General features: G+C 72.4%; 24 protein-coding genes and 1 tRNA gene. 9 read left to right on the forward strand and 16 right to left on the reverse strand.

Annotated features, from left to right (window positions below; all coding sequences use genetic code 11):
- Positions 1-4: 4 nt before the first annotated feature.
- The gene (locus HD601_RS26440) at positions 5-199 is read left to right on the forward strand and encodes a hypothetical protein (protein WP_184827025.1); all 195 of its coding nucleotides are present in this window, start codon (positions 5-7) and stop codon (positions 197-199) included.
- Positions 200-252: 53 nt separating this feature from the next.
- Here HD601_RS26440 and HD601_RS26445 read toward each other — a convergent pair whose 3' ends face one another.
- The 4 genes from HD601_RS26445 to HD601_RS26460 form a co-directional block, all read right to left on the reverse strand.
- The gene (locus tag HD601_RS26445; protein WP_221441325.1) at positions 253-1,698 is read right to left on the reverse strand and encodes a hypothetical protein; all 1,446 of its coding nucleotides are present in this window, start codon (positions 1,696-1,698) and stop codon (positions 253-255) included.
- A gap of 62 nt (positions 1,699-1,760) precedes the next feature.
- The gene (locus HD601_RS26450) at positions 1,761-2,594 is read right to left on the reverse strand and encodes a sugar nucleotide-binding protein (RefSeq protein ID WP_184827027.1); all 834 of its coding nucleotides are present in this window, start codon (positions 2,592-2,594) and stop codon (positions 1,761-1,763) included.
- A gap of 83 nt (positions 2,595-2,677) precedes the next feature.
- Complete coding sequence (locus tag HD601_RS26455; RefSeq protein ID WP_184827029.1) at positions 2,678-3,229, reverse strand: Rv1352/Rv1906c domain-containing protein; 552 nt, start codon at positions 3,227-3,229, stop codon at positions 2,678-2,680.
- A gap of 102 nt (positions 3,230-3,331) precedes the next feature.
- Positions 3,332-3,814, reverse strand: coding sequence for a DUF4190 domain-containing protein (locus HD601_RS26460; protein WP_184827031.1), 483 nt, complete (start codon positions 3,812-3,814; stop codon positions 3,332-3,334).
- 116 nt (positions 3,815-3,930) lie between these two features.
- Between HD601_RS26460 and HD601_RS26465 the strand changes: the two genes are divergently transcribed.
- Positions 3,931-5,280 carry an SMI1/KNR4 family protein gene (locus tag HD601_RS26465; RefSeq protein WP_184827033.1) on the forward strand — a complete coding sequence of 450 codons (1,350 nt, stop codon included), beginning with the start codon at positions 3,931-3,933 and terminating at the stop codon, positions 5,278-5,280.
- Positions 5,277-5,411, forward strand: coding sequence for a hypothetical protein (locus HD601_RS35100; protein WP_281386355.1), 135 nt, complete (start codon positions 5,277-5,279; stop codon positions 5,409-5,411). Before HD601_RS26465 ends, HD601_RS35100 begins: the two co-directional genes overlap by 4 nt.
- 99 nt (positions 5,412-5,510) lie before the next feature.
- On the opposite strand, the gene HD601_RS26470 is transcribed toward HD601_RS35100, so the two are convergent.
- A complete protein-coding gene (locus HD601_RS26470; protein ID WP_184827035.1) occupies positions 5,511-6,083 on the reverse strand; it encodes a hypothetical protein in 573 nt (190 codons plus the stop codon).
- 170 nt (positions 6,084-6,253) lie between these two features.
- Between HD601_RS26470 and HD601_RS26475 the strand changes: the two genes are divergently transcribed.
- A complete protein-coding gene (locus HD601_RS26475; RefSeq protein WP_184827037.1) occupies positions 6,254-6,814 on the forward strand; it encodes a class I SAM-dependent methyltransferase in 561 nt (186 codons plus the stop codon).
- On the opposite strand, the gene HD601_RS26480 is transcribed toward HD601_RS26475, so the two are convergent.
- The 3 genes from HD601_RS26480 to aztD all read right to left on the reverse strand — a co-directional run bounded on the left by HD601_RS26480 (position 6,811) and on the right by aztD (position 9,687).
- On the reverse strand, positions 6,811-7,656 hold the full coding sequence (locus HD601_RS26480) for a phosphatidylinositol-specific phospholipase C/glycerophosphodiester phosphodiesterase family protein (protein ID WP_184827039.1): 846 nt from the start codon (positions 7,654-7,656) through the stop codon (positions 6,811-6,813). The two genes, HD601_RS26475 and HD601_RS26480, sit on opposite strands and share 4 nt — an antisense overlap.
- A 98-nt stretch (positions 7,657-7,754) precedes the next feature.
- A complete protein-coding gene (locus tag HD601_RS26485; protein WP_184827040.1) occupies positions 7,755-8,417 on the reverse strand; it encodes an FxLYD domain-containing protein in 663 nt (220 codons plus the stop codon).
- A gap of 13 nt (positions 8,418-8,430) precedes the next feature.
- Complete coding sequence (gene aztD, locus HD601_RS26490; RefSeq protein ID WP_184827042.1) at positions 8,431-9,687, reverse strand: zinc metallochaperone AztD; 1,257 nt, start codon at positions 9,685-9,687, stop codon at positions 8,431-8,433.
- Between the two features lie 122 nt (positions 9,688-9,809).
- On the opposite strand from aztD, the gene HD601_RS35105 reads away from it, so the two are divergent.
- The 3 genes from HD601_RS35105 (at position 9,810) to HD601_RS26505 (ending at position 11,513) form a co-directional block, all read left to right on the forward strand.
- Positions 9,810-10,697: a hypothetical protein gene (locus HD601_RS35105; protein WP_184827044.1), complete on the forward strand. Its 888-nt coding sequence runs from the start codon at positions 9,810-9,812 to the stop codon at positions 10,695-10,697.
- Positions 10,698-10,735: 38 nt separating this feature from the next.
- Complete coding sequence (gene orn / locus HD601_RS26500) at positions 10,736-11,371, forward strand: oligoribonuclease (RefSeq protein ID WP_184830195.1); 636 nt, start codon at positions 10,736-10,738, stop codon at positions 11,369-11,371.
- 66 nt (positions 11,372-11,437) lie between these two features.
- Positions 11,438-11,513: transfer RNA gene (locus HD601_RS26505), tRNA-His, on the forward strand.
- A 152-nt stretch (positions 11,514-11,665) separates the two neighbouring features.
- Here the strand turns inward: HD601_RS26505 and HD601_RS26510 are convergent.
- Positions 11,666-13,261, reverse strand: coding sequence for an exo-alpha-sialidase (locus HD601_RS26510; RefSeq protein ID WP_184827046.1), 1,596 nt, complete (start codon positions 13,259-13,261; stop codon positions 11,666-11,668).
- Positions 13,262-13,430: 169 nt separating this feature from the next.
- Positions 13,431-13,988, reverse strand: a complete 558-nt coding sequence (locus HD601_RS26515) for a YceI family protein (RefSeq protein WP_184827048.1) — start codon at positions 13,986-13,988, stop codon at positions 13,431-13,433.
- Between the two features lie 106 nt (positions 13,989-14,094).
- Here HD601_RS26515 and HD601_RS26520 point away from each other — a divergent pair, with 106 nt between their 5' ends.
- The gene (locus HD601_RS26520; RefSeq protein WP_184827050.1) at positions 14,095-14,571 is read left to right on the forward strand and encodes a MarR family winged helix-turn-helix transcriptional regulator; all 477 of its coding nucleotides are present in this window, start codon (positions 14,095-14,097) and stop codon (positions 14,569-14,571) included.
- 53 nt (positions 14,572-14,624) lie between these two features.
- Positions 14,625-14,798 (forward strand): CsbD family protein, encoded by a 174-nt coding sequence (locus tag HD601_RS26525; RefSeq protein ID WP_131988226.1) that lies wholly within the window; start codon positions 14,625-14,627, stop codon positions 14,796-14,798.
- 58 nt (positions 14,799-14,856) lie between these two features.
- Here the strand turns inward: HD601_RS26525 and HD601_RS26530 are convergent, their stop codons facing one another.
- The 6 genes from HD601_RS26530 to HD601_RS26555 form a co-directional block, all read right to left on the reverse strand.
- Positions 14,857-15,234, reverse strand: coding sequence for a DUF3592 domain-containing protein (locus tag HD601_RS26530; RefSeq protein WP_184827052.1), 378 nt, complete (start codon positions 15,232-15,234; stop codon positions 14,857-14,859).
- Positions 15,235-15,238: 4 nt separating this feature from the next.
- A complete protein-coding gene (locus HD601_RS26535) occupies positions 15,239-15,553 on the reverse strand; it encodes a DUF3467 domain-containing protein (protein ID WP_184827054.1) in 315 nt (104 codons plus the stop codon).
- A gap of 61 nt (positions 15,554-15,614) precedes the next feature.
- Complete coding sequence (locus HD601_RS26540; protein ID WP_184827055.1) at positions 15,615-16,973, reverse strand: hypothetical protein; 1,359 nt, start codon at positions 16,971-16,973, stop codon at positions 15,615-15,617.
- Positions 16,973-17,731: an ABC transporter ATP-binding protein gene (locus HD601_RS26545; RefSeq protein ID WP_221441326.1), complete on the reverse strand. Its 759-nt coding sequence runs from the start codon at positions 17,729-17,731 to the stop codon at positions 16,973-16,975. Before HD601_RS26545 ends, HD601_RS26540 begins: the two co-directional genes overlap by 1 nt.
- A complete protein-coding gene (locus HD601_RS26550) occupies positions 17,731-18,531 on the reverse strand; it encodes a zf-HC2 domain-containing protein (protein WP_184827057.1) in 801 nt (266 codons plus the stop codon). The genes HD601_RS26545 and HD601_RS26550 overlap by 1 nt, the downstream gene beginning before the upstream one ends.
- Entirely contained in the window at positions 18,528-19,106 is a 579-nt protein-coding gene (locus HD601_RS26555) for an RNA polymerase sigma factor (RefSeq protein ID WP_184827059.1), read from the reverse strand. Before HD601_RS26555 ends, HD601_RS26550 begins: the two co-directional genes overlap by 4 nt.
- Between the last annotated feature and the right edge of the window lie 41 nt (positions 19,107-19,147).

Below are 19,147 nucleotides of genomic sequence, written 5' to 3' on the forward strand. Positions count from 1 at the left end.
ACCATTGCTCCGCGACGGCAGGAAGGCCGGTCCACGCAGCCTGCTCGCCAGGCTGACACTCATCAGGGCGCACACGCGCATCCTCGGCGAGACCCTTCGGGATCTCAGACCGTTGATCGTCGCGTTGACGCTCCTGGGAGCCGGGCTGGTTCTCGATGCAGATGATGCTCTGCGCCACCTCGTCGCGCTGCTGACGTAGCGGACGAGGCCGCAGAGAACGAGTCGCCCGGCCGAGTGCCGGGCGATCGTGCGTCAAGCCCCGGTCGTCACCTCGCCCTCGGCGGCGTCCTCGGCCTCGTCATTGATTCCTTCATTCAGGGGTTCGGCCGCGCCGTCCTCCGCAGCCGTGGGAACGGCCTCCGCACCGTCCTGGGAGGAGAGTGAGGTCGAGACCAGCGCGGGCGGCACATCGGGCTGGCGCTCGGCCGCGTCCGGCTCGGGACGCAGGCGAGGAGGTGCCGCCGACCACGCCTTCACGTGCTGGATGACCTCGCCGTAGAACGTGTCGACGGCGGCCAGCAGCGAGTCGATGAACGAGCCACGGCCGCGACCACGCTTGCTGCCCATGGGCAGGCTCAACGCCACCCGGAACGAGCGGAGGTCCTTCGCCGGGTCGCTCACCAGGACGGTGGGATCGTCGCGGACGACCTTGAGCAGTTCGGCGGCTCCCGCGCCGCGCCCGTGCATCACGAAGGCCTCGACGCGCAGGTCGGGTGGCGCGTTCTTCAGCTGCCGGACCAGCCAGTTGACCCGCGTCGTCTGCCGGCCCTCCTTCGGCGCGTCGACGTCGACGTGGCAGGTGAGGCGCCCGGCGCGCAGGTCCGCCGTCACGACGAGCTCGCCGACGGTGTCGGGGATGCGGATTGCGCCGCAGAGGGTGCCGTCGTGCGCCAGGGTCTCGATGAGCGACTGGGTGCGCAGCGACGGGTCCGCGAGCTCTTTGCGCGCCAGCACCGGCGTGACCTCGGCGCCCAACTGTCGGCCGAGACGGAGACTGGCGAACCGCAGGAGCGCGTCGAAACGGTTGGCGACCTCGCTGACGCCATTGTCGGTCGGCCGCAGCGTGCCCGCGGCGATCGCGTTGCGCGTCCCGACCCAGGTCTCGCCCATGTCGTCGAATTCGAGCGCGCCGGATCGAGGGTGCTCGAGGTAGCGGATGAGTTCACCGAGGATCCACGCCTGATCGGGATCGGCGATGCCGCGGAACTCCTTCTGCATGACCGCCTCGGTCAGCACTTTCGTCCACGACAGGTGATGCATCGCGACCTTGCGCAGCTTGCGCTTGTCGACCTTCGTCGGATGCTGCCCGGCGATCGCCGGGATCTCGTTCGAGATCGTCAGTACCGCGTCGAAGCCCTGTTCGCGGGCGATGTCGAGATAGTTCTCCAGCTGCTCCGCGACGAGCTCGTTGCTTCCCGTCTTGACCTCGACCAGCGCCGTCCAGGACTTCTGGCCGCGGCTGACCCGGACCAGGCCGTCGGGGAACAGCTTCTTCTCGCCGAGAATGAACGGCACCTCGATGTAGGTCTCGACGTTGCCGGCGGGTGCACCGATCGGCTTCGTCAGCGCCCGGCCGAACTCGCGCACGGCGGTCATCACCGCCAGCAGCGCGGACGTCGCCCGACGCTCCTGCTCCTCGGCGCCGTTGATGCCCGAGGTCGGAATCAACCGCGCCTCGTGCCAGGACTCTTCGGTCATGCTGACCGCCCCCACTTCTCGCTCCCCTGGTGCGCCGGAGGGTAGCGACGGGGCCGGACATTTCAGGTGGACGGCGTCAGGAACTCGCGCGCGCCGCGGAGCCGAGTGCGGAGATGCTGCTGCGTCGATCGACAGTCGAGTCGCACGTCGAGCGGGCCGGGCGGACCCAACGCGGCCCGAGTCCCCGTCGTCAGCAGGTCCGGGTCGAGGCCGTCCCGCTGCGCCACGAGCAGGCCGAGTTCGTACCGGCTCAATGCGTCGGCACCGGCGACGTGACACACACCCGACCGGTCGGAGACCGCGAGTTCCAGCAGAGCCGAAGCGAGGTCTGACACGTGGACGGGGCAGCAGATGTCGTCGGTGAACAACACTCCGGACCGCCGGCCGGCCGCCAGGTCGTGGACGAAACGCTCGTGCGGCGAGCCGCCGTCGCCGACGATCAGCGACGTCCGGGCAATCACCGACGACGGCGCGACCGCCTTGACGACCGTCTCGGCCGCCGCCTTCGCCGCGCCGTAGGCGTTGACCGGATCCGGAACGGACAGCTCGTCGTAGACCACGGCGGCGCCGGAGAAGACCGCGTCGCTGGACACGTGGACGAGCCGCGCCCCAGCGTCGGCCGCAGCCACTGCGACATGGGCCGCACCGTCCGCCGTCGTCGTCCAGTCGGCCTGGACGTAGGCGGCGTTCACCACGACGTCGGGCGACACCGCCGCCAGCAACGCAACCACGTCCGAGCGGCGACGGATGTCGAGCGGCCGCCAGTCGAGACCGCTGCCGGAGCCCGTACCCGACCGGCGACGGTACGTCGCCACCACGTCGAGACCCGCAGCTATGGAGCGCCGGATGAGCTCACCACCCAGGAAGCCGCTGCCGCCGACGACGAGGATCCTCACAGCCGCGAACGATAGTGCGCTCTCCGAGATGGCTGAGAATTCGGGCCGCCGGAGCGACCCGAATCCTCAGCCATCGAGGTGCCCTATTCGACTTTGACCCATTCGCCGCAGCGAACGGTTTCGAAGTCGTGTCCCTCCTCGACGGTGACCTGCGGATTGCCGCCGCTCGGCAGGTCGTTGGAGACGATGTCGTCACCGTTGGTGCCGGTCCGGAGGATGGCCCAATAGCAGGAGTCCGATACGTCCGTGGCGCGATACGTCCCGGGTGCGATGTCGACGCCGACGGTCCAGACACCGTCGGTGACGGTGTTGGCCTCGATACCGGCTTCGGTCTCCTCGATGGCCGTCTGTCTCTGGTCGAGTTCGGACTCGCGCTGATCGAGCGCAGCGGACCGTTCTTCCAGATCGGTGTTGGCCTGCTCGGCCTCGTCGAGGCGCCGTTTCAGGTCGTCGCGTTGGACCTGCGTCTCTCCCAGATCGGTCTCGAGCTGGTCGGCGCGGGCTTCGGCCTGGCGGCCATCGGCGACGAGCTCAGCGGCTTCGGCTTCCATTGCGGCTTGCTGATCGCTTGCGCGACCCTCGCGAACTCCCCACCCTGCGGCAAATGCTGCGGCGAGCAACAGCAGGCCGATCACGACGGGGATCAGGAACCGGCCTCTCCGCGCGGATTCGGCCGATACCTCCGTCGGCGGTGGAGGTGGCGGTGGAACATCGACGCTCGTGTCCACTGCAGCCGCCTACTCGCAGGCTTCGATCTGCTCGGGCGTGTCCGCCTCGGCAATGCAGTCGAGACCCTCGTCCAGGTCCTCGACGGCACCGAAGACGATGGTCATCCCCCAGATGCCCAGCGCCATGGCACCAGCACTGACGAGCACGGCGATTCTCGTCGTCCACTTGTTGGTCGCCTGGCGACGGCGGACTCGACCCAGCGCCGCCAGGCCGAGTGCAAGCCCAGTGAGGCCCAGGATGATGGCGATGAAGCCCGTCAAGGGCACGAGACCGAAGACCAGTCCGGCCATTCCGACGATGATCGCGGCGAGGCCGATGCCATTCCTGGGTGCCGGCGGCTGCTGTTGGTAGTAGCCGGGCGGTGGCTGCTGGTAGTAGCCGGACGGCGGTGGCTGCTGCGGGTATCCCGGCGGCGGCTGATCGTAGCCAGGCGGCGGCCCTTGGACGGGTGTGTTCGCTGGATCCGGCGACGCCGGTGTCGTGTTGGACATGATGGAGCCCCCCTTGCTGCGAGATCCGTTCTCGCAGCGGCGGAACCTACTCGCGGGGGCGGACAATTCAGTCGAACGTCGCGCAGGCGACACGTGCCCCCCGTACGCTCGCCAGCGTGGCCACGCTGCACGAGCTGAGCACCTGGATCCCCGCCCTCGAGACCCTCCTTCGCGACGCGCCGGCGCACGTGGACCTCGTCGAGTTCAGCGGCACCGTCGGCAGCGGCTCGAGTGGCGGGTCGCACCGGATGGACGGCGGCAGCCCGCCGGACGGGTGGCACGCGGACTTCGCGCTGTTCGACGCGCTCATGGACGTCGCCGGCCAAGCGAACGGCCGCACCGTCGGCGTCGTGTTGCGGGCGAGCCGGTCCGGGCGCCGCGAGGTCGAGCTGATCGAGCTGCCGGAGGCCGCGTCCTACGGCATGGGCGACATCGTCGGCGACCTGATCCTCGTCTACGGTGCCCTGCCCGCGCTGTACCGGCGGCAACCGGGCCTCGCGGCCACGAGCCGGCCCACCGCGCCGTCCGCCGACCCTGCCGCGCTCACCCGGCTCGCCCACGACAAGCTCCCGACCAGCGGCGGAGCCACCTCGGCACAGCTCGACGCGGTCGAGAGCCGGCTCGGCACCACGCTCACCGACGAGGTCCGGGCCCTCTATCTGGCGGCCGGACGGGGTGAGCTGATCGTCGGCGGCGAGGACGGGTTCTACGGCATGGAGCTGATCCCGCTCGACGACCACGAGACCCGCGGCTGGTACCTCCCCGAGGCGCGGATGTCGGAATGGCGGTTCGGCGCGAAGGAGACGCTCGGCCTCGACCCGCAGCGCAAGGTCCAGCCGCTCGGCGCGACGCCGCTGTGGTTCCCCGTCGGGCACGACTGGGGCGGCAACGCCTACGCCGTCGACCTCACGCCGGACGTACGCGGGCACCGCGGCCAGGTCGTCTTCCTCGACCACGAGCAGAACGCGGGCGCGACCTTCGTCGCCGAGTCGCTCACCGAGCTGCTCGTCCACGGCCGCGAGGGCGAGCCGACCGGCCCCGTCGCCGACGCCCACACCGCACACGTCAACGACCGCAACGGCGTCACCGTCGCCCAGGCGGCGAGCGACGACGATCTCGAGGTCGTCAGTCTCGGCCTGCTCGACGCGCCCGCGGACCTGACGCCGCTGCTCGACCGGCCGCGCATCCGCACCCTCGACGCCCCGCCTGGCACGCTCGCCGACCCGCGGCAGGCCGCGCGCTTCCCCGGCCTCGAGTATCTGTCGATGGGACTCGCCGAGTGGCGGACGGTGCTCGACGGCGACAGCGTGCCGTCCGGGCTGCTGGCGGCCCGCGTCGCCGGCCGCTACGGCGACGACGACCTGGCGGCGGTGGTCGCGACGGCGAACGAGGTGCTCGGGCGGTGGGGACGGCCCCTCATCCAGGTGACGCGGCTGGCTGGTCCCGACGGCCGAGCCGGCGGTTGAGGACCACGGCCCCGGCGAGGCTGACGGCGGCGCCGGCCAGCCCGCCGTACGCGACGACGCTCGCCGTGACCGGGACGGTCCGCTCGACGGTGCCGTCCTCGAACTCGCAGGTGAGCTCGAGCGGCAGGTAGCCCCGGTGCAGCTCGACGGCGCGGACGCGCTCGCCGTCGACCGTGCGCCCGCGGGCACACGCGACATCTACCCGCGCAGCGACTCGAGCCGGTCCGGCCTCACCTCAGCAGCAGCCACAGCAGCACCCCCAGGGCGACCCAGAAGACCGCCACGATGCCGAGGGCCAAGGCAAGCCCGCCCATGCTCGTGAGCCGGCGGTCCGCCGCGACCGACCGGGCGGGACCCGTCATGACCGTCTCGCCTCGACCGCCTGCGGCCGTCCGGGCGACAGCGGACCGCTCCGCGACCGCCGATCCGGTCAGCTCCCCGCGCAGGCCGTGCAGGCGGAGCAGCAGATCGTCGACGGCGGCGACGGCGTCGTCCGCACTCAGCTCCCGCGACTCCGCAGCGAGGTCCAGCAGCGCCGCGTCCAGGGCCGCGACCCGGTCGCGCAGGTCCGGCAGCAGCCGCACCGGCCCCTCGTCGGACGACGACACCGTCAGCGAGGTCAGCTCGGCCGCGAGCCGAGCGGCCTCGGCGGGCTGCAACTCCGCCACCCACTGCAGCGAGCCGTCGGCCGGTCCCGGCAGCACCACGTCGACGACCGGGCTGCCGCCGTCGTCGATGGAGGCGACGAGGTAGCCGGCGCCGAACGACGACCACGTGAACGGGCCGGAACGTGCTGCGGACACGGTCCCTCCGGGGGCGCTCGCGGGCAGCCGGGAGGTCCCCGTCCCCCGACGGACCCGCTGTGCCGAGTCTGGGATGACCAGGGCAACCGGGAACTTTCTCGCGCGCACCGTACCCCGTTCCCCGGACAGTTGACGCCCCTCGTCAGGGATGAATCGGCAGACTCGGCACCATGACCGACCGAACGCCGGACCACATCGCCCGTCTGGTCCCCCGGCTGGGGCTGACGGGCACGGAGCGCATCCTCGAACTGGGCGCGGCGCCGGGGGCCGCCGTCGCGGTGATCGGGCCGCTGCTCGCGGGCGACGGGCACGTGACGGCGCTCGACCGGTCGGCCGTCGGGGTGCGGCGGATCCACGAACGCAACCGCGATCTCGTCGACGCCGGGCGGCTCACCGTCCTCGAGCAGGACCTGACGATGCTCGACGGCGACAGCCTGAGGCCGGCGCGGTTCGACGTGATCTTCGCATCCAACGTCAACGTGTTCTGGACGCACCCGGACAAGGCGAACGTCGCCACGCTGGCAGGGCTGCTCGCGCCGGGCGGCCGGCTGCACCTCTTCTACGGCTACGGCCCCGGCGACGGCGTGAGCCGCCCGGGCGGCCCGGGCAGCGGCCGCGACACGGGCGGCCTCGTGGCGGCCACGTTGGAACGCGACAGCGCGCTGACCGCCGTCACGGTCGACGGGGTCAGCGCGCCGCTGGAGATCCGCGCGTCGCGGATCGTCGGCTAACGGGCCGACAGGAACGCGTCGAGGCCGGCGAGGTCGTCGGTGTTGAGGTGGTCGACGCCGGCGGCGAGCAGCTCGGTCCAGATCGCGTCGCGCGCCGGGCCGGGGGTGTCGGGCGTCGCCCAGAACCGGACCCGGTAGCCCGCGGTGTGCGCCGTCGCGACGATCTGCCGCAGCTTCGCCCGCTCGGCCTCCGGGATCGGGCCGACGCCGCGCCAGGTGAAGTGGTTGCCCCAGTTGTCACTGAGCAGTGGCATGAAGCTGGCCGGAAGGCCGCCGGTCAGGTCGCCCAGCCGGCCGTCGTACCCGGCGAAGCGCAGCCGCTGCGACAGCAGCGTCGCGCGCGGCCGGTCGCCGCTGATGACCGCCGTCACGGCGCCGGTCTGCACGCGGTCGCCCATGAACCGGGTCATGATGTCCTGGTAGCGGCGCAGCACGGAGTCGATCTCCGCGTAGGTCGCCTCGCCGGTGTTCTTGATGTCGATGAGCAGCTGCAGCGAGCCGTCCCAGCCCGGGTACACCGAGCCGCCGTTGGCGTGGACGACGTCGCGCAGCGGGTCGAGGTACAGCGACTCCAGGGTGCGGCCGGGCTGGACCTGCCAGGCGTCGTGCGCGACCAGCAGCTCGCCGTCGACGAGCCAGACATCGGCCTCGACGCTGGTGAACCCGTGGTCGAGCGCGTCGAGGAGCGGGCGCTCGTGCTCGTAGTCGTTGTGGGCGTGGGCTGGGTCGTGGGGGTCGCCGACGGCGTTCGCCGTGGCCGTGACGGCGAGGCCGAGAGCGGCCGCCAGCGGGACCACGACGACGGCGCGGACGATTCGACGGAAACGGGACCGATCGCTCATGACCGCTACCGTCGAGGCGATTGACAACGAGTCAATGTCGGGTTCGCGACGGGCGGACGACGACTGTGCGAACGGTTCCCCCCGGCCGCTCCGGTCGCTCAGGTCGTGGTGTCGGACCCGCCGTCGACGGAGAACTCGACGGCGTCCCAGTCGCCGTAGTCGTCGAAGCCGATGAACTGGGCCTCGACGGAGTCGCCCGCGGCCAGCGCCGAGACCGACGTGGTGAGCGTCGACACCGCCTCGTCGCCGTTGAGCACGGTCGCCGTCAGCGAGGCGAAGTCGACGTCGGCGTCGCCGTCGTTGGTCACCGTCGCGCGGACCTCGAAGTCGCCGGCGAAGTCGCGCAGCACCTCGACGTCGGTGAACGTGTAGTCGCCCACGGTGAACTCGCCCTCGAACGGCGTCGGCTCGGACTCGAGCGGCTCCTCCGGCGTCTCGGTCGCCCGCGACTCCAGCTCGGCCCGCGCCTCGTCGAGCCGGCGTTTGAGGTCGTCGCGCTGCTCCTCGATCTGGGCGAGCCGGTCGCGCAGCCGCTCGAGCTCGTCGCTCTCGTCGCCGGTCTCGCCGGGCGACGGCGTCTGCTGGGCGGACGGGGTGGAGTCGTCGTCGACGGCCAGCCCGACGACGAGCCCGGCGCCCGCGCCCACGAGCAGCGCCAGCACCGCCACCAGCGGCCACACCCACCGGCGCCGACGAGGCTCGCCCGGCGGCGGCGGCGGCGGGGGTGGCGGCGGGGCGGACGGCACGGGCTGGAAGCTCATTTGGCGCAGAATGCTACCCGTTCACGCCCGTCAGCTCGTTGGGGATCTCCGGCAACGCGGCCGTGGCGGTGACGGTTCCGGCGGCGAGGTCGACGGCGTGGATCTCGCTCGCCACGGGGTCGGTCACGTACGCCGTGTCGCCGTCGACGACGAGGGTCGGCCGCGGCTGCTGCCAGTCCTGCGGCTCGGTCCATTCCTCGATGACCGGGATCGTCGACGTCACCCGTCCCGTCACCGGTTCGATGACGTGGATGGCGCCGTCGGTGCCGAGCACCAGCGCCTCGCCCTCGGGGCCGCGGCCGAGCGAGCGGAACGTGTAGCTGACGCCCAGGTCGACCAGGCGCAGCGTGCTCGTGGCGGTGTCGATGAGCGACACCCGCTCGGGCCGCTCCAGCTCGGCGTCCGGGTCGGACTTGTAGTCGCCGAGGACGACGGCGGACGCGTCGGTTCCCGCCTGGTTGCCGATTCGTCCGTACGGGTCCGGGCTGGCGATCTTGGTGAACGCGCCGTCGCGGTAGACGAGCACGCCGTCCTCGCAGCCGACGACGACGGCCTCGTCGGCGGCGACGGCCTCGCCGTGCACGCCAGGGCACTCCTCGCTGCGGGCGATCTCGGCGCGGCCGGCGTCGAGGACCTTGGCGCCGGTGCGAGTCGTCTCGTCGCCGAGCGTGACGAGCAGCTCGTCGTTCGCGAGCTGGACGGCGACGCCGTGGTGCGGCTGGTCGGCGAGGACGACCTCGGTCTCCGGGGCGACGCCGTCGGCGCGGTCCTCGGCGGCGAGGTCGGCGGCGGCGAACAGCTCGATCCGGCCCGAGCCGTCGCTGAACAGGACCGTCGCGCCCGCGTGCCGGACCACGTGGCCCGGGTGGTCGGCCTCGAACTCGACGTCGGTGAGGGCCGGCTCGCCGACGTAGTGGTGGGCGTGGTCGCCGTGCCGGGTGCTCCAGGCGCCGGTGTCGAGGACCCGGAACGCGGCGTCGGCCGAGACCAGGACATGCCGGCCGTCGCCCGCCGCGTTGACCCTGATGAAGCCGGGCAGCTCGATCGTCTCGAGCACCTCGAGCGACTCCCCGTCGAGCACCATCAGGCCGCCGTCGTACGTCGCGACCAGCCGCGACTCGGCCTCGTCGACCTCGCGACCGCCGTCGGACACAGGCGTCGAAGTGCTCCGCGACGTGCCCTGCGGTGCGGAGCTCTCGCCGCCGCACGCGGCGAGGAGGAGTCCGGACAGCGCGAGCGTGGCGGCGACGGTGATGCGTGGTGTGGTCATGGCAGGACGGTAATCGAGAACGGTTCTCAAATTCAAGTAGTGATCGGTGCCCGGAATGGGCGATCGAGGACTAGGCTCGGCGGCGCATCCTGATCGTCCGTTCCACGCTGCGAGGAGTTCCGGTGTCGAAGCGCCGTCAGGCAGGCCGGCGGGCGGCAGGCCGGCCCGACCCCGGCGAGGGCGGCGACGACCTGCCGGAAGCGGCGGCCGACCCGCTCCTTCCTGCCGACGACCGCGCCGGCGGCCGGGCCCCGGGTGGCCCTGCCGCCGAGCGGGCCGCGGCCGGCGCTCGCGCGGCGCAGCGCCTCGCCGCCGGCCGGCGAGCGGCGAGGGGTCCCGCCCCCGTGCAGCCCTCCCCCGTGCAGCCCTCCCCCGCTCGACCGGCCCCCGGTCCGCCGGCCCCCAGTCAGCCGGCCCCCAGTCAGCCGGCCCCCGGTCAGACCCTCAGTCAGCCGGCCCCCGGTCAGACCCTCAGTCAGCCGGCCCCGGCCGTGGATCCGAGCGCGGAGCGCGCCGCCGCCGGAGCTCGTGCGGCCCAGCGTCTCGCCGCCGGTCGCCGGGCGGCCCGTCGCGGCCTGCCCGAGCCGGCGAGCAACGAACCCTCGACCCGCGACAGGGAGGCGACGGCGACCTGGTCGGCGTTCCCCGACTCACCGCCCCGCCCCCGCCGCGCCGCCCGCCAGCCGACGCTGCCGCTGTCGGCCCCTGACCACACGGGACCACCCGCGCGGCCGCAGGTGACGCCGTCGGGCCCCGTGCCGCGCCGGTCCGGGCCGATCGAGATCCCGTCGATCGGCGAGCTCGCGCTGTACGGGACGCTCGCGACCGCCGTCGCCGTCGCCGTCCTGATCGTGAACGACCGGCCCTACTGGCAGGCTGCCGCCGTCGTCGCCGGTGCCGCCCTGCTGATCGTGCTGCTGGCCGTCGTGGCGGCGCGATCGCGGCCGGACCGGCCCGCCGACGATCCAACACGACCGCGACCCGAGGACCGACGACGCCGGCGCACGTAGGGCGTTCCCATAGGGTTGTGGGCGTGACGAATGATCGAATGGTGTGGATCGACTGCGAGATGACCGGCCTCGACCTGCAGCGCGACGCGCTCATCGAGGTGGCGGTACTCGTGACGGACGCCGAGCTCACCGTCCTCGGCGACGGGGTCGACGTGGTCATCCGCCCTCCCGACGCCGCGCTCGAGAACATGAACGACGTCGTCCGCACCATGCACACCGCCAGCGGCCTGCTCGAGGAGCTCCCCGGTGGCGTCACCATGGACGAGGCGAACGCGCTGGTCATGGCCTATATCAAGGAGCACGTGCCGGAGCCGTCGAAGGCGCAGCTCGCGGGCAACACCGTCCACATGGACCGGCTGTTCCTCGCGCGCGACCTGCCCGAGGTCGAGAGCTGGCTGCACTACCGCAACATCGACGTGTCGTCGATCAAGGAGCTCGTGCGCCGCTGGTATCCGCGGGTCTACTTCGCCAGCCCCGCCAAGACCGGCAACCACCGCGCGCTCGGCGACATCAAGGACTCCATCGACGAGCTGCGGTACTACCGGCGCACGGTCTTCGTCCCCATGCCGGGGCCCGACAGCACCAGCTCCCGCGCCGCCGCGGTCTCCGTCATGAACGAGGCCCGCGCCGAGGGTGCCCGCGCCGATCAGGCGTCCGACGGCGCCCCGACGTAACCCGTTCTCGACCACTCCGTCCGGCACCGTATACTTGTTCAGCCGCGCCCCTTCCGGGCGCGCATGGTGGGTGTAGCTCAGCTGGTAGAGCACCTGGTTGTGGTCCAGGAAGTCGCGGGTTCAAGTCCCGTCACTCACCCCACACGAAGAACGGCCCCGTCGATCCGACGGGGCCGTTCTCGCGTTCTCATCACCCGCCGATCATGATCATCAAGGATCGACCACACCATGACGGGGTCGATCCTTGATGATCATGAGACCGGCGGACCGGCGGACCGCCGGACCGCGGGACGGTCAGCCGGCCGCCGCCGGGGCGCGGACGCCGAGCTCGGCGAGGACCGCCCAGCCGTTCGACGAGGTGATCGAGACCCGGACGGCGTCCACCACACCGGCCGACCGGAACCAGGTCAGGTCGTCACCCCAGCGAACGGCGGACTCCAGCGTCCCCACGTCCCGCCACGCTCCGTCCACGGCGGACCGCACCGACACCACGGCCGCCGACGCGTAGCCGGGCTTCAGCGCCACCCCGACCGAGGACAGTCGCTGCGGCCGGTCGAACTCCACCGTGTACGAGGCCGGCGCGGCATGCGGCGCCCACGAGGCGTCCCAGTACCCCACCACTCCGTCGATGGCGCCCAGCACACCCACACCCGGCCGGCCCGCCTGGACGTGCGTCATGTCGGTCGACACGCTGGCCGCACCAGCGGACACCAGAGCCGCAAGGTCGACGCGACGGGGATCGGGCCGGTCCGGGCGTACCTCCGACACCGGCACGAAGGTGCCCACCAGCCTGCTGGTCGCCGAGTCGAAGCCGATCACCAGCACGCGGCCGGGCCGGACCTCGACGGCCGCGGGGTTGGCCTGGTCGCCGGTGCCGGAGTCCCACACCAGCTCGCGCGGCGCTCCGGTCCACGGCGACAGCGGCGACCGGATCACCGCGCCCACCGTCCCGCGCTTGTCGGTGAAGTGCCCGGACAGGTCGCCGTAGGCGAGGAACACCGAGCCGTCGCGCAGGACCTCCGTGTGCGCCGACGACGTCACGAGGTCGATCTCCGCGGGCGCCGACCACGTCCGGCCACCGTCGCGCGACCACGACTCCTGCGAGTGCACCGCGCCCATCGTCGACGCCGAGGTGCCGATGCGCAGCAGCGCGTGCACGACGCCGCCGGGTAGCACCGTCAGAACGGGCTCCTGGTAGTGCGTGCCGCTCGCCGACGCGACCAGCGACTCCGTCGACGCGGACCAGGTCTCACCGCCGTCGGTGCTGCGGACGACGGTCGCCTTCTGCCACTTGTCGTCGGGGACGGTGCCGTACAGAGGGATGATCAGGTCGCCGCCGGGCAGCTCCTTGACCTGGCCGTGGCTGGCGTTCCAGCCCAGCTCGTAGGTGTCGACGATGTCGGACTCGCCGCTGAGCATGGACTGCACGGCGACCGGCGCGGACCACGTCGTGCCGCCGTCGTCGCTGTGCGCCACGAAGGTGCCCATCGGCTCGGCCGGCGTGACGGAGTAGTCGTTCTGGAACCAGCTGAGCAGCAGCCGCCCGGACGCGAGCTGCGTGATCATCGGGTCGCGGTCGTCGTACGGGCTGTCGAAGACGACCTCCGGCGCGGACCAGGAGCTGCCGCCGTCGTCGCTGGTCATGATGAGCAGGCGGCCGTCCTGACCGGTGTGCCCGGCGCCCTCGCGCGCGACCGCGACGACCGACCCATCGGCCAGTCGCTCGGCGTTCGGGAAGTGCAGCTTCTTGCCCGGCGCGGCCTGTGCGATGACGACGTCGGGCGTGCCGGGCGACCAACTGGGGGACGACGGCGCCGGCTCACCACTCGCCGGAGTTGCGAGCAGGCCGAGCGCGACGACGCCGGCCAGCACGATCGGAACGGATCTCATGGTTCCTCCAGGCCGGATCGCGGCGCGAGAGCCGGCGGTCGAGGTCGGGGGTGCCGATCATGCAATACGGCACACCGTTCCATGTCAACGCCCGCCACCCCCCAAAAAGACGACGCCGCGCCCGGACGGATCCGGGCGCGGCGTCGGAGGAACCGCTGAGTGAGGTGCGTCAGGCCTGCTTGATGGCCGAGATCTCGAACTCGAGCGTGACCTTCTCGCTGACGAGGACGCCGCCGGCCTCGAGCGGAGCGTTCCACGTCACGTTCCAGTCCTTGCGGTTGATCTGGAGCGAGCCGTCGAAGCCGACGCGCTGGTTGCCGAACGGGTCGGTCGCGGCGCCGGTGAACTCGAGGTCGAAGGTGACGGGACGGGTGACGTCCTTGATGCGCAGGTCACCGGTGACCTGGAACGTGACCTCGTCCTTCTGGCCGATCGCCGTGGAGGCGAAGACGATCTCGGGGTAGGTCTCGATCTCGAAGAAGTCGTTGGTGCGCAGGTGTCCGTCGCGCTGCGCGTTGCGGGTGTCGACGCTGGCCGTCTTGATGACGATGTTCACCGTCGACTGGCTCGGGTCGCTGCCGTCGATGCGGGCCGTGCCCTCGAACTCGTTGAAGGCGCCGCGCACCTTGGTCACCATGGCGTGCCGGGCGACGAAACCGAGCCGCGAGTGCGCCACGTCCAGCGTGTAGTCGCCGGTCAGCTGGTTCAGATCGGTCGTCGTGGTCATGTTCTCCTGCTCCTTGCCGGGGTCTGTGGGTCAACTATCATTAGTTGACGCGTCACAGACTACTCAACTTTGGTGACGTGTCAACTATTCCGGTAGACTGCTGGGCATGGAAGAGACCCGGTGGCTCGACGACCACGAGCAGAGCGCGTGGCGGGCCTACCTCCGGATGAACACCGTGCTGAACGCCGCCCTCGCGCGGCAGCTGCAGTCCGACTCGATGCTGTCGATGCCGGACTTCGAGGTCCTCGTGCACCTCACCGACGCCGACGACGCCCGCATCCGGGTGTCCGAGCTCGCCCGCGTCATGCGCTGGGAGAAGAGCCGGCTGTCGCACCACCTCAGCCGCATGGAGAAGCGCGGGCTCGTCGGGCGCGAGGAGTGCGCCTCGGACGGCCGCGGCGCGTTCATCGTCCTGACCGACCAGGGCCGGGCCGCCATCGAGGCCGCCGCCCCGTCGCACGTCGACGCCGTCCGCCGCTACTTCTTCGACGCCGTCACCAGCGACGACGTCAAGTCCCTGGCCGCCATCGCCGACCGCGTCATCGCCCGCGTCGAGGCCACCGACACCTGCCCGTCGGTGTAGCCGTCGCCTCCCTGGGTACGGGCCGAGAGACCCGATCGACGGAGGGGATCACGATGGGCGCAGACGACAAAGTGAAGAACGCTGCTGAGAAGGCCGCCGGTGAAGCCAAGGAGGCGCTCGGCAAGCTGACGGACGACGAGGGCAAGCAGGCCGAGGGCAAGGGCAAGCAGTCGAAGTCCGACCTCAAGCAGGCAGGCGAGAAGGTGAAGGACGCCTTCAAGCGCTGACCGCCCCCGCCGGACCATCCGCCCCCGCTGGGTCACGCCCGCGGGGGCGGGTCCGCGTCTAGATCAGGACGGTGAGCGCGATGCCGCCGGCCGTGGCGCCGAGGATCGCGAATGCCTCGGCGAACGTGGCCTTGCCGGCCCGCGCGACCCGCTCGGAGCCGTCCGGCAGGTACCGGATCGGAACGGTCTCGCCGACGGTGAACCGCCCGGGCAGCGTCGACGTCCGTGTCACCGCGTCGTCGTCCAGGTACTCGACCGTCGACACCCAGCGGCTGCTTCGCTCGCCCTGGCCGATGTTCCGCTGGTGCTGCTCCGACCGGGTGACGACGGCGTCAGCCTCCAGTCCGCGGCGGCGCAGCCGCAGCGAGCGCGACGCGGACCACGCGGCCGCCGTCAGCCCGGCCAGGCCGATGACGATGCGCAGGATGTTCCCCACGGGGTCAGGTGTCCTCGGGCGACTTGCGCTTGACGCCGTGGCTGCGCTCCCACATGGACAGCTGCTTCTCCAAGCCCTTCATGATCTCGAAGACCTGGCTCGGTGGCACCCGCACCCTCGTCACGACGCGCGTCGGCACCTTCAGCACGCGGCTCCCGTCCTCGTTGACGGTCGGTTTCGGCGGGCGCTTCAGGACGGCGAAGTCGAGGACGAAGGAGTCGGCGGTGTGCCAGATGGAGGCGAAGTCGGCGTAGGTGCCGGGCTCCACCTCGGCCGGGATGTCGATGTCGTACTCACGGCGTTCGGGCGGGTTGGCCATGCGTTCTACCCTGCCACAGCGCCCTGTCCCGATGAGGCGTCCCCGTCGCCCGTGACCGGGCTCACCGCGCGGCGCCCTTCGCCAGCTCGGCGCGCAGCACCGCGAGTGCCGTCAGGTCACAGTCCCGTCCCGCGGTGATGTAGCACTCCATCCACGCGACCTGCTCAGCGCGCGGCCACGCGGTCAGCCGGTCGTGGAGCGTGGCGTCGAGCGGCCGGTCGTGCGGCCCGTCGACGGTGGATTCGACGACCATGCCGCCGGTTCCCGTCGCCACCGTCTGCTGATCGGCACGGGGATCGACGCCGGCCCACAGCAGGGCGACGTCGTGCAGTTCGCCGACGAGCTCCGCGCCGTCGGCGTCGGCGCAGAACCCGCTGGGCAGCACGTTGCGGACGAGGTCGGTCTCGAGTGCGCCGCCGTAGGCGCCGCTGCGCCGCAGCGTCCCCGCCCAGGAGATGTACTGCTCGACCGACGTGTGCACGCGGCCGTCGTCGAGGTCGTCGTAGCTGATGACGGCCTCGACGCGGCCCGGCAGGTTGCCGATGCCGTCGAGCCGGGTGAGCGTCTCGCGGGCGGCCACGGCGAAGTCGCCGAGCAGGAACTCGGTCTCGCGCGTGGTGCAGATCTCCGGGTCGCCATCCACACAGACGAGCTCGCGGGCGACGGGGTCGGGCTGCCAGCGGTCGTCGGTCGGTCCGGTCGCGATGACGACCCCGGCGGCGACGGCTAGAGCCGCGGCTCCCGCGGCGGGCCAGCGCCGCCGGCTGCCGACGAGGGTCAACGCCGCCACGGCGAGCAGCGCGAACCAGGCAGCCTGCAGGAGGTGGTCGCCGAACGGCAGGTAGGACCCGTCCATGACGGCGTTGACGGCCGGGCTGAGCCAGAGCCGGCCGTCGTCGACGTAGGTCAGGATGCCCAGGCCGAAGTAGCCGGCCAGCCCCACGACCGGCGCCGTCAGCCGCCACGGCAGCAACATCCCCGCGGCCAGGCCGACGGCGGCGGCCGCGCCCAGCGCGATCACACCGACGACGACGAGCCACCACCAGCCGCCGCTGGAGTACGTCGCGACCCGGCCGACCAGCAGCGCGCAGACCGCGGTGGCCAGCAGGAAGCCCGCGACGACGCCGGCCGTGACCGAGCCCCACGCCGCGGTGGTCCGCTGCCAGAGCGGCCGCGACGTGCTGGTGAGCAGCTCTGCCGTGCGCCGGCGGTGATCCCGTCCGCCCTGCCAGGCACCGGCCGCCAGCGTCAGCGGGATCAGCACGATCATCACGACCCGCAGGTACGCCGCCAGTGCGGACCACCGCCCGGCCCAGGTCCCGACCTCGCTGAACACCATCGCCAGCGTGGCGGCGCCGATCACCAGGGCGGCCGGCGCGGCGACGCCCCGGAACGTCTCCGCCCGCAGGACGCGCCGCATCAGGCGGCCCGGGCCGCGCGCAGGACGGCGGTGTAGCCGCGCTCGATGGGGCTGTCGCCGTCGCCGCCGGTCCCCCGTGCCGCGAGCTCGGCGGGCGTCCCGCGGAACACCGCCCTCCCCTCGTTGAGCAGCGTCACGTGCGCGCACGCGGCCGCGACGTCCTCGACCAGATGCGTACTGACCAGCACGCACGCGTCGACCCCGATGGCCCGGAGCAGTTCGCGGAAGTCGACCCGCTGCTCCGGGTCGAGGCCGGCGGTCGGCTCGTCGAGGAGCAGCAGGTCGGGGTCGTTGACGATCGCCTGCGCGATGCCGGCGCGCCGCAGCATGCCGCCGGAGAGCCGCTTGAGCCGGTCGTCGGCGCGGTCGAGCAGGCCCACCCGCTCGATGGCGCGGTCGACCGCCGCCGGGATCCGCTCGCGCGGGACCTCCTTGAGCCAGGCGAAGTACTCGACGAACTCGCGGACGGTGAAGCGCGGGTAGTAGCCGAACTGCTGCGGCAGGTAACCGAGCCGGCGGCGGACCTGGCGCAGCCGCGCATCGGCCGTGACGTCGCCGTCGAGCACCGTCGCGCTGCCCGACGCCGGGCGCACCACCGTCGCGAGCACCCGCATCAGCGTCGTCTTGCCCGCGCCGTTCGGCCCGAGCAGGCCGTGCACGCCCGCGCCCAGCTGCAGGTCGAGCCCGTCCAGCGCCGTGCGCCCCCGGTACCGCACGACGAGGTCGCGGACGTCCACGTGGGTGGCGGTCATGGTCATCAGGCCTCTCGGTGCGGACGACGGACGTGGACGCGGCGGTGCTGGTTGAGGACGACGGCGACGGCCGCCAGCGCCGTCAGCGGGATCCAGACGGCGACGGTGTCCGGCTCGAGCAGCGGGCCGGACGCGTGCTCGCCGACCGACGGTCCCGCGACGACGGCGGCCCACCCGAGCCCGACGACGACGGCGGCCGGCGCGAGCCCCGTCACCGTCCCGACCGCGAGCGTGACCGCCGTCAGCCCCAGCGCCGGCAGCAGCCAGACGGCGGGCGACCCGGCCCAGATGCCCGCGACCAGCGCCGCAGGCAAGGACACCGCAAGGACGGCGAGCGTGCGCCAGAGCAGCAGCCGCAGCCCGCCCGACGGCGTCGACGCTATGATCTCGCCCGGCTCGTCCAGGCCCGATCCGTACGCCGTCGCGACCCCCGCGACCGGCAGCAACGGCGCGACCAGTGTCAGCCACGCGAACCCGCGCTCCTGCCACGTCGTGTCCATGGCCACGGCCAGCGTGAGCACGACGCCGACGGCGACGATCCACGCCGTCCGCGCGGCCGGGCCGGACGCCGTCAGCATGATCGCGGCCCGCAGCCGGGTGGCCCGCCGGACCCGGCCCTGCGGCGGCAGGTCGGCGGGCGCGGCGGCGCGGACGATCGTGCGCGTCTGTGCTGTCGCGACGGCGCCGACGGCGTGCCGGCAGCGCTCGCAGCCGACCAGGTGCGCCTCGACCGACCACGCGTCGGCGTCGCCGATGACGCCGTCGGCGTAGGCCCGCAGTGTCGTCTCGGGGACGTGCCAACTCATGAGAGCGCCTCCCTCAGCTGACGGCGCGCCCGCACGGCGCGCGACTTCACGGTTCCCTCGGGCACGTCGAGCAGGATCGCCGTCTCGCGGACGGTGAACCCGTCGAGCACGGTGGCCTGCAGAACGGCGCGCAACTCCGGCGAGAGCCGGTCGAGCGCCGTCGCCAACTCCGCGCCGTACGTGCTGGCCAGTGCCTCGTCCTCGGCGGACGGAGCGGGCGCGATGGCCCGCTCGTCGTCCGGTTCGCCGACGTTGACGCCCCGCACCACCCGCCGCCGGTGCGCGTCGATGAGCCGCCGGGTCGCGATGGCCCACAACCACCCGCCCGACTGCCCGTTCCCGGCGTACGACCCGGCCGCCCGCCACACCGCGATGAACGTCTCCTGCAGCACGTCGGCGGTCAGCTCGGCGTCGCCGCCGCACCGCCGCCGGATGCGGACGGCCAGCCAGGCGGCGTTGCGCTCGTAGTACGTGTCGAACGCCGCCCGGTCGCCCCGCCCGACCCGGCGCAGCAGCTCGTCGTCGGAGCCCTCTCCTGCCGTCACATCAGGTGGAGACGCACGGCGGGCCCGCATCGGTTCACGATTTCAGCTTCCCGAGCGGGGGTGGTAATCTT

It is taken from the genome of Jiangella mangrovi (genome assembly GCF_014204975.1).
GTDB classification, from domain to species: Bacteria; Actinomycetota; Actinomycetes; order Jiangellales; family Jiangellaceae; genus Jiangella; species Jiangella mangrovi.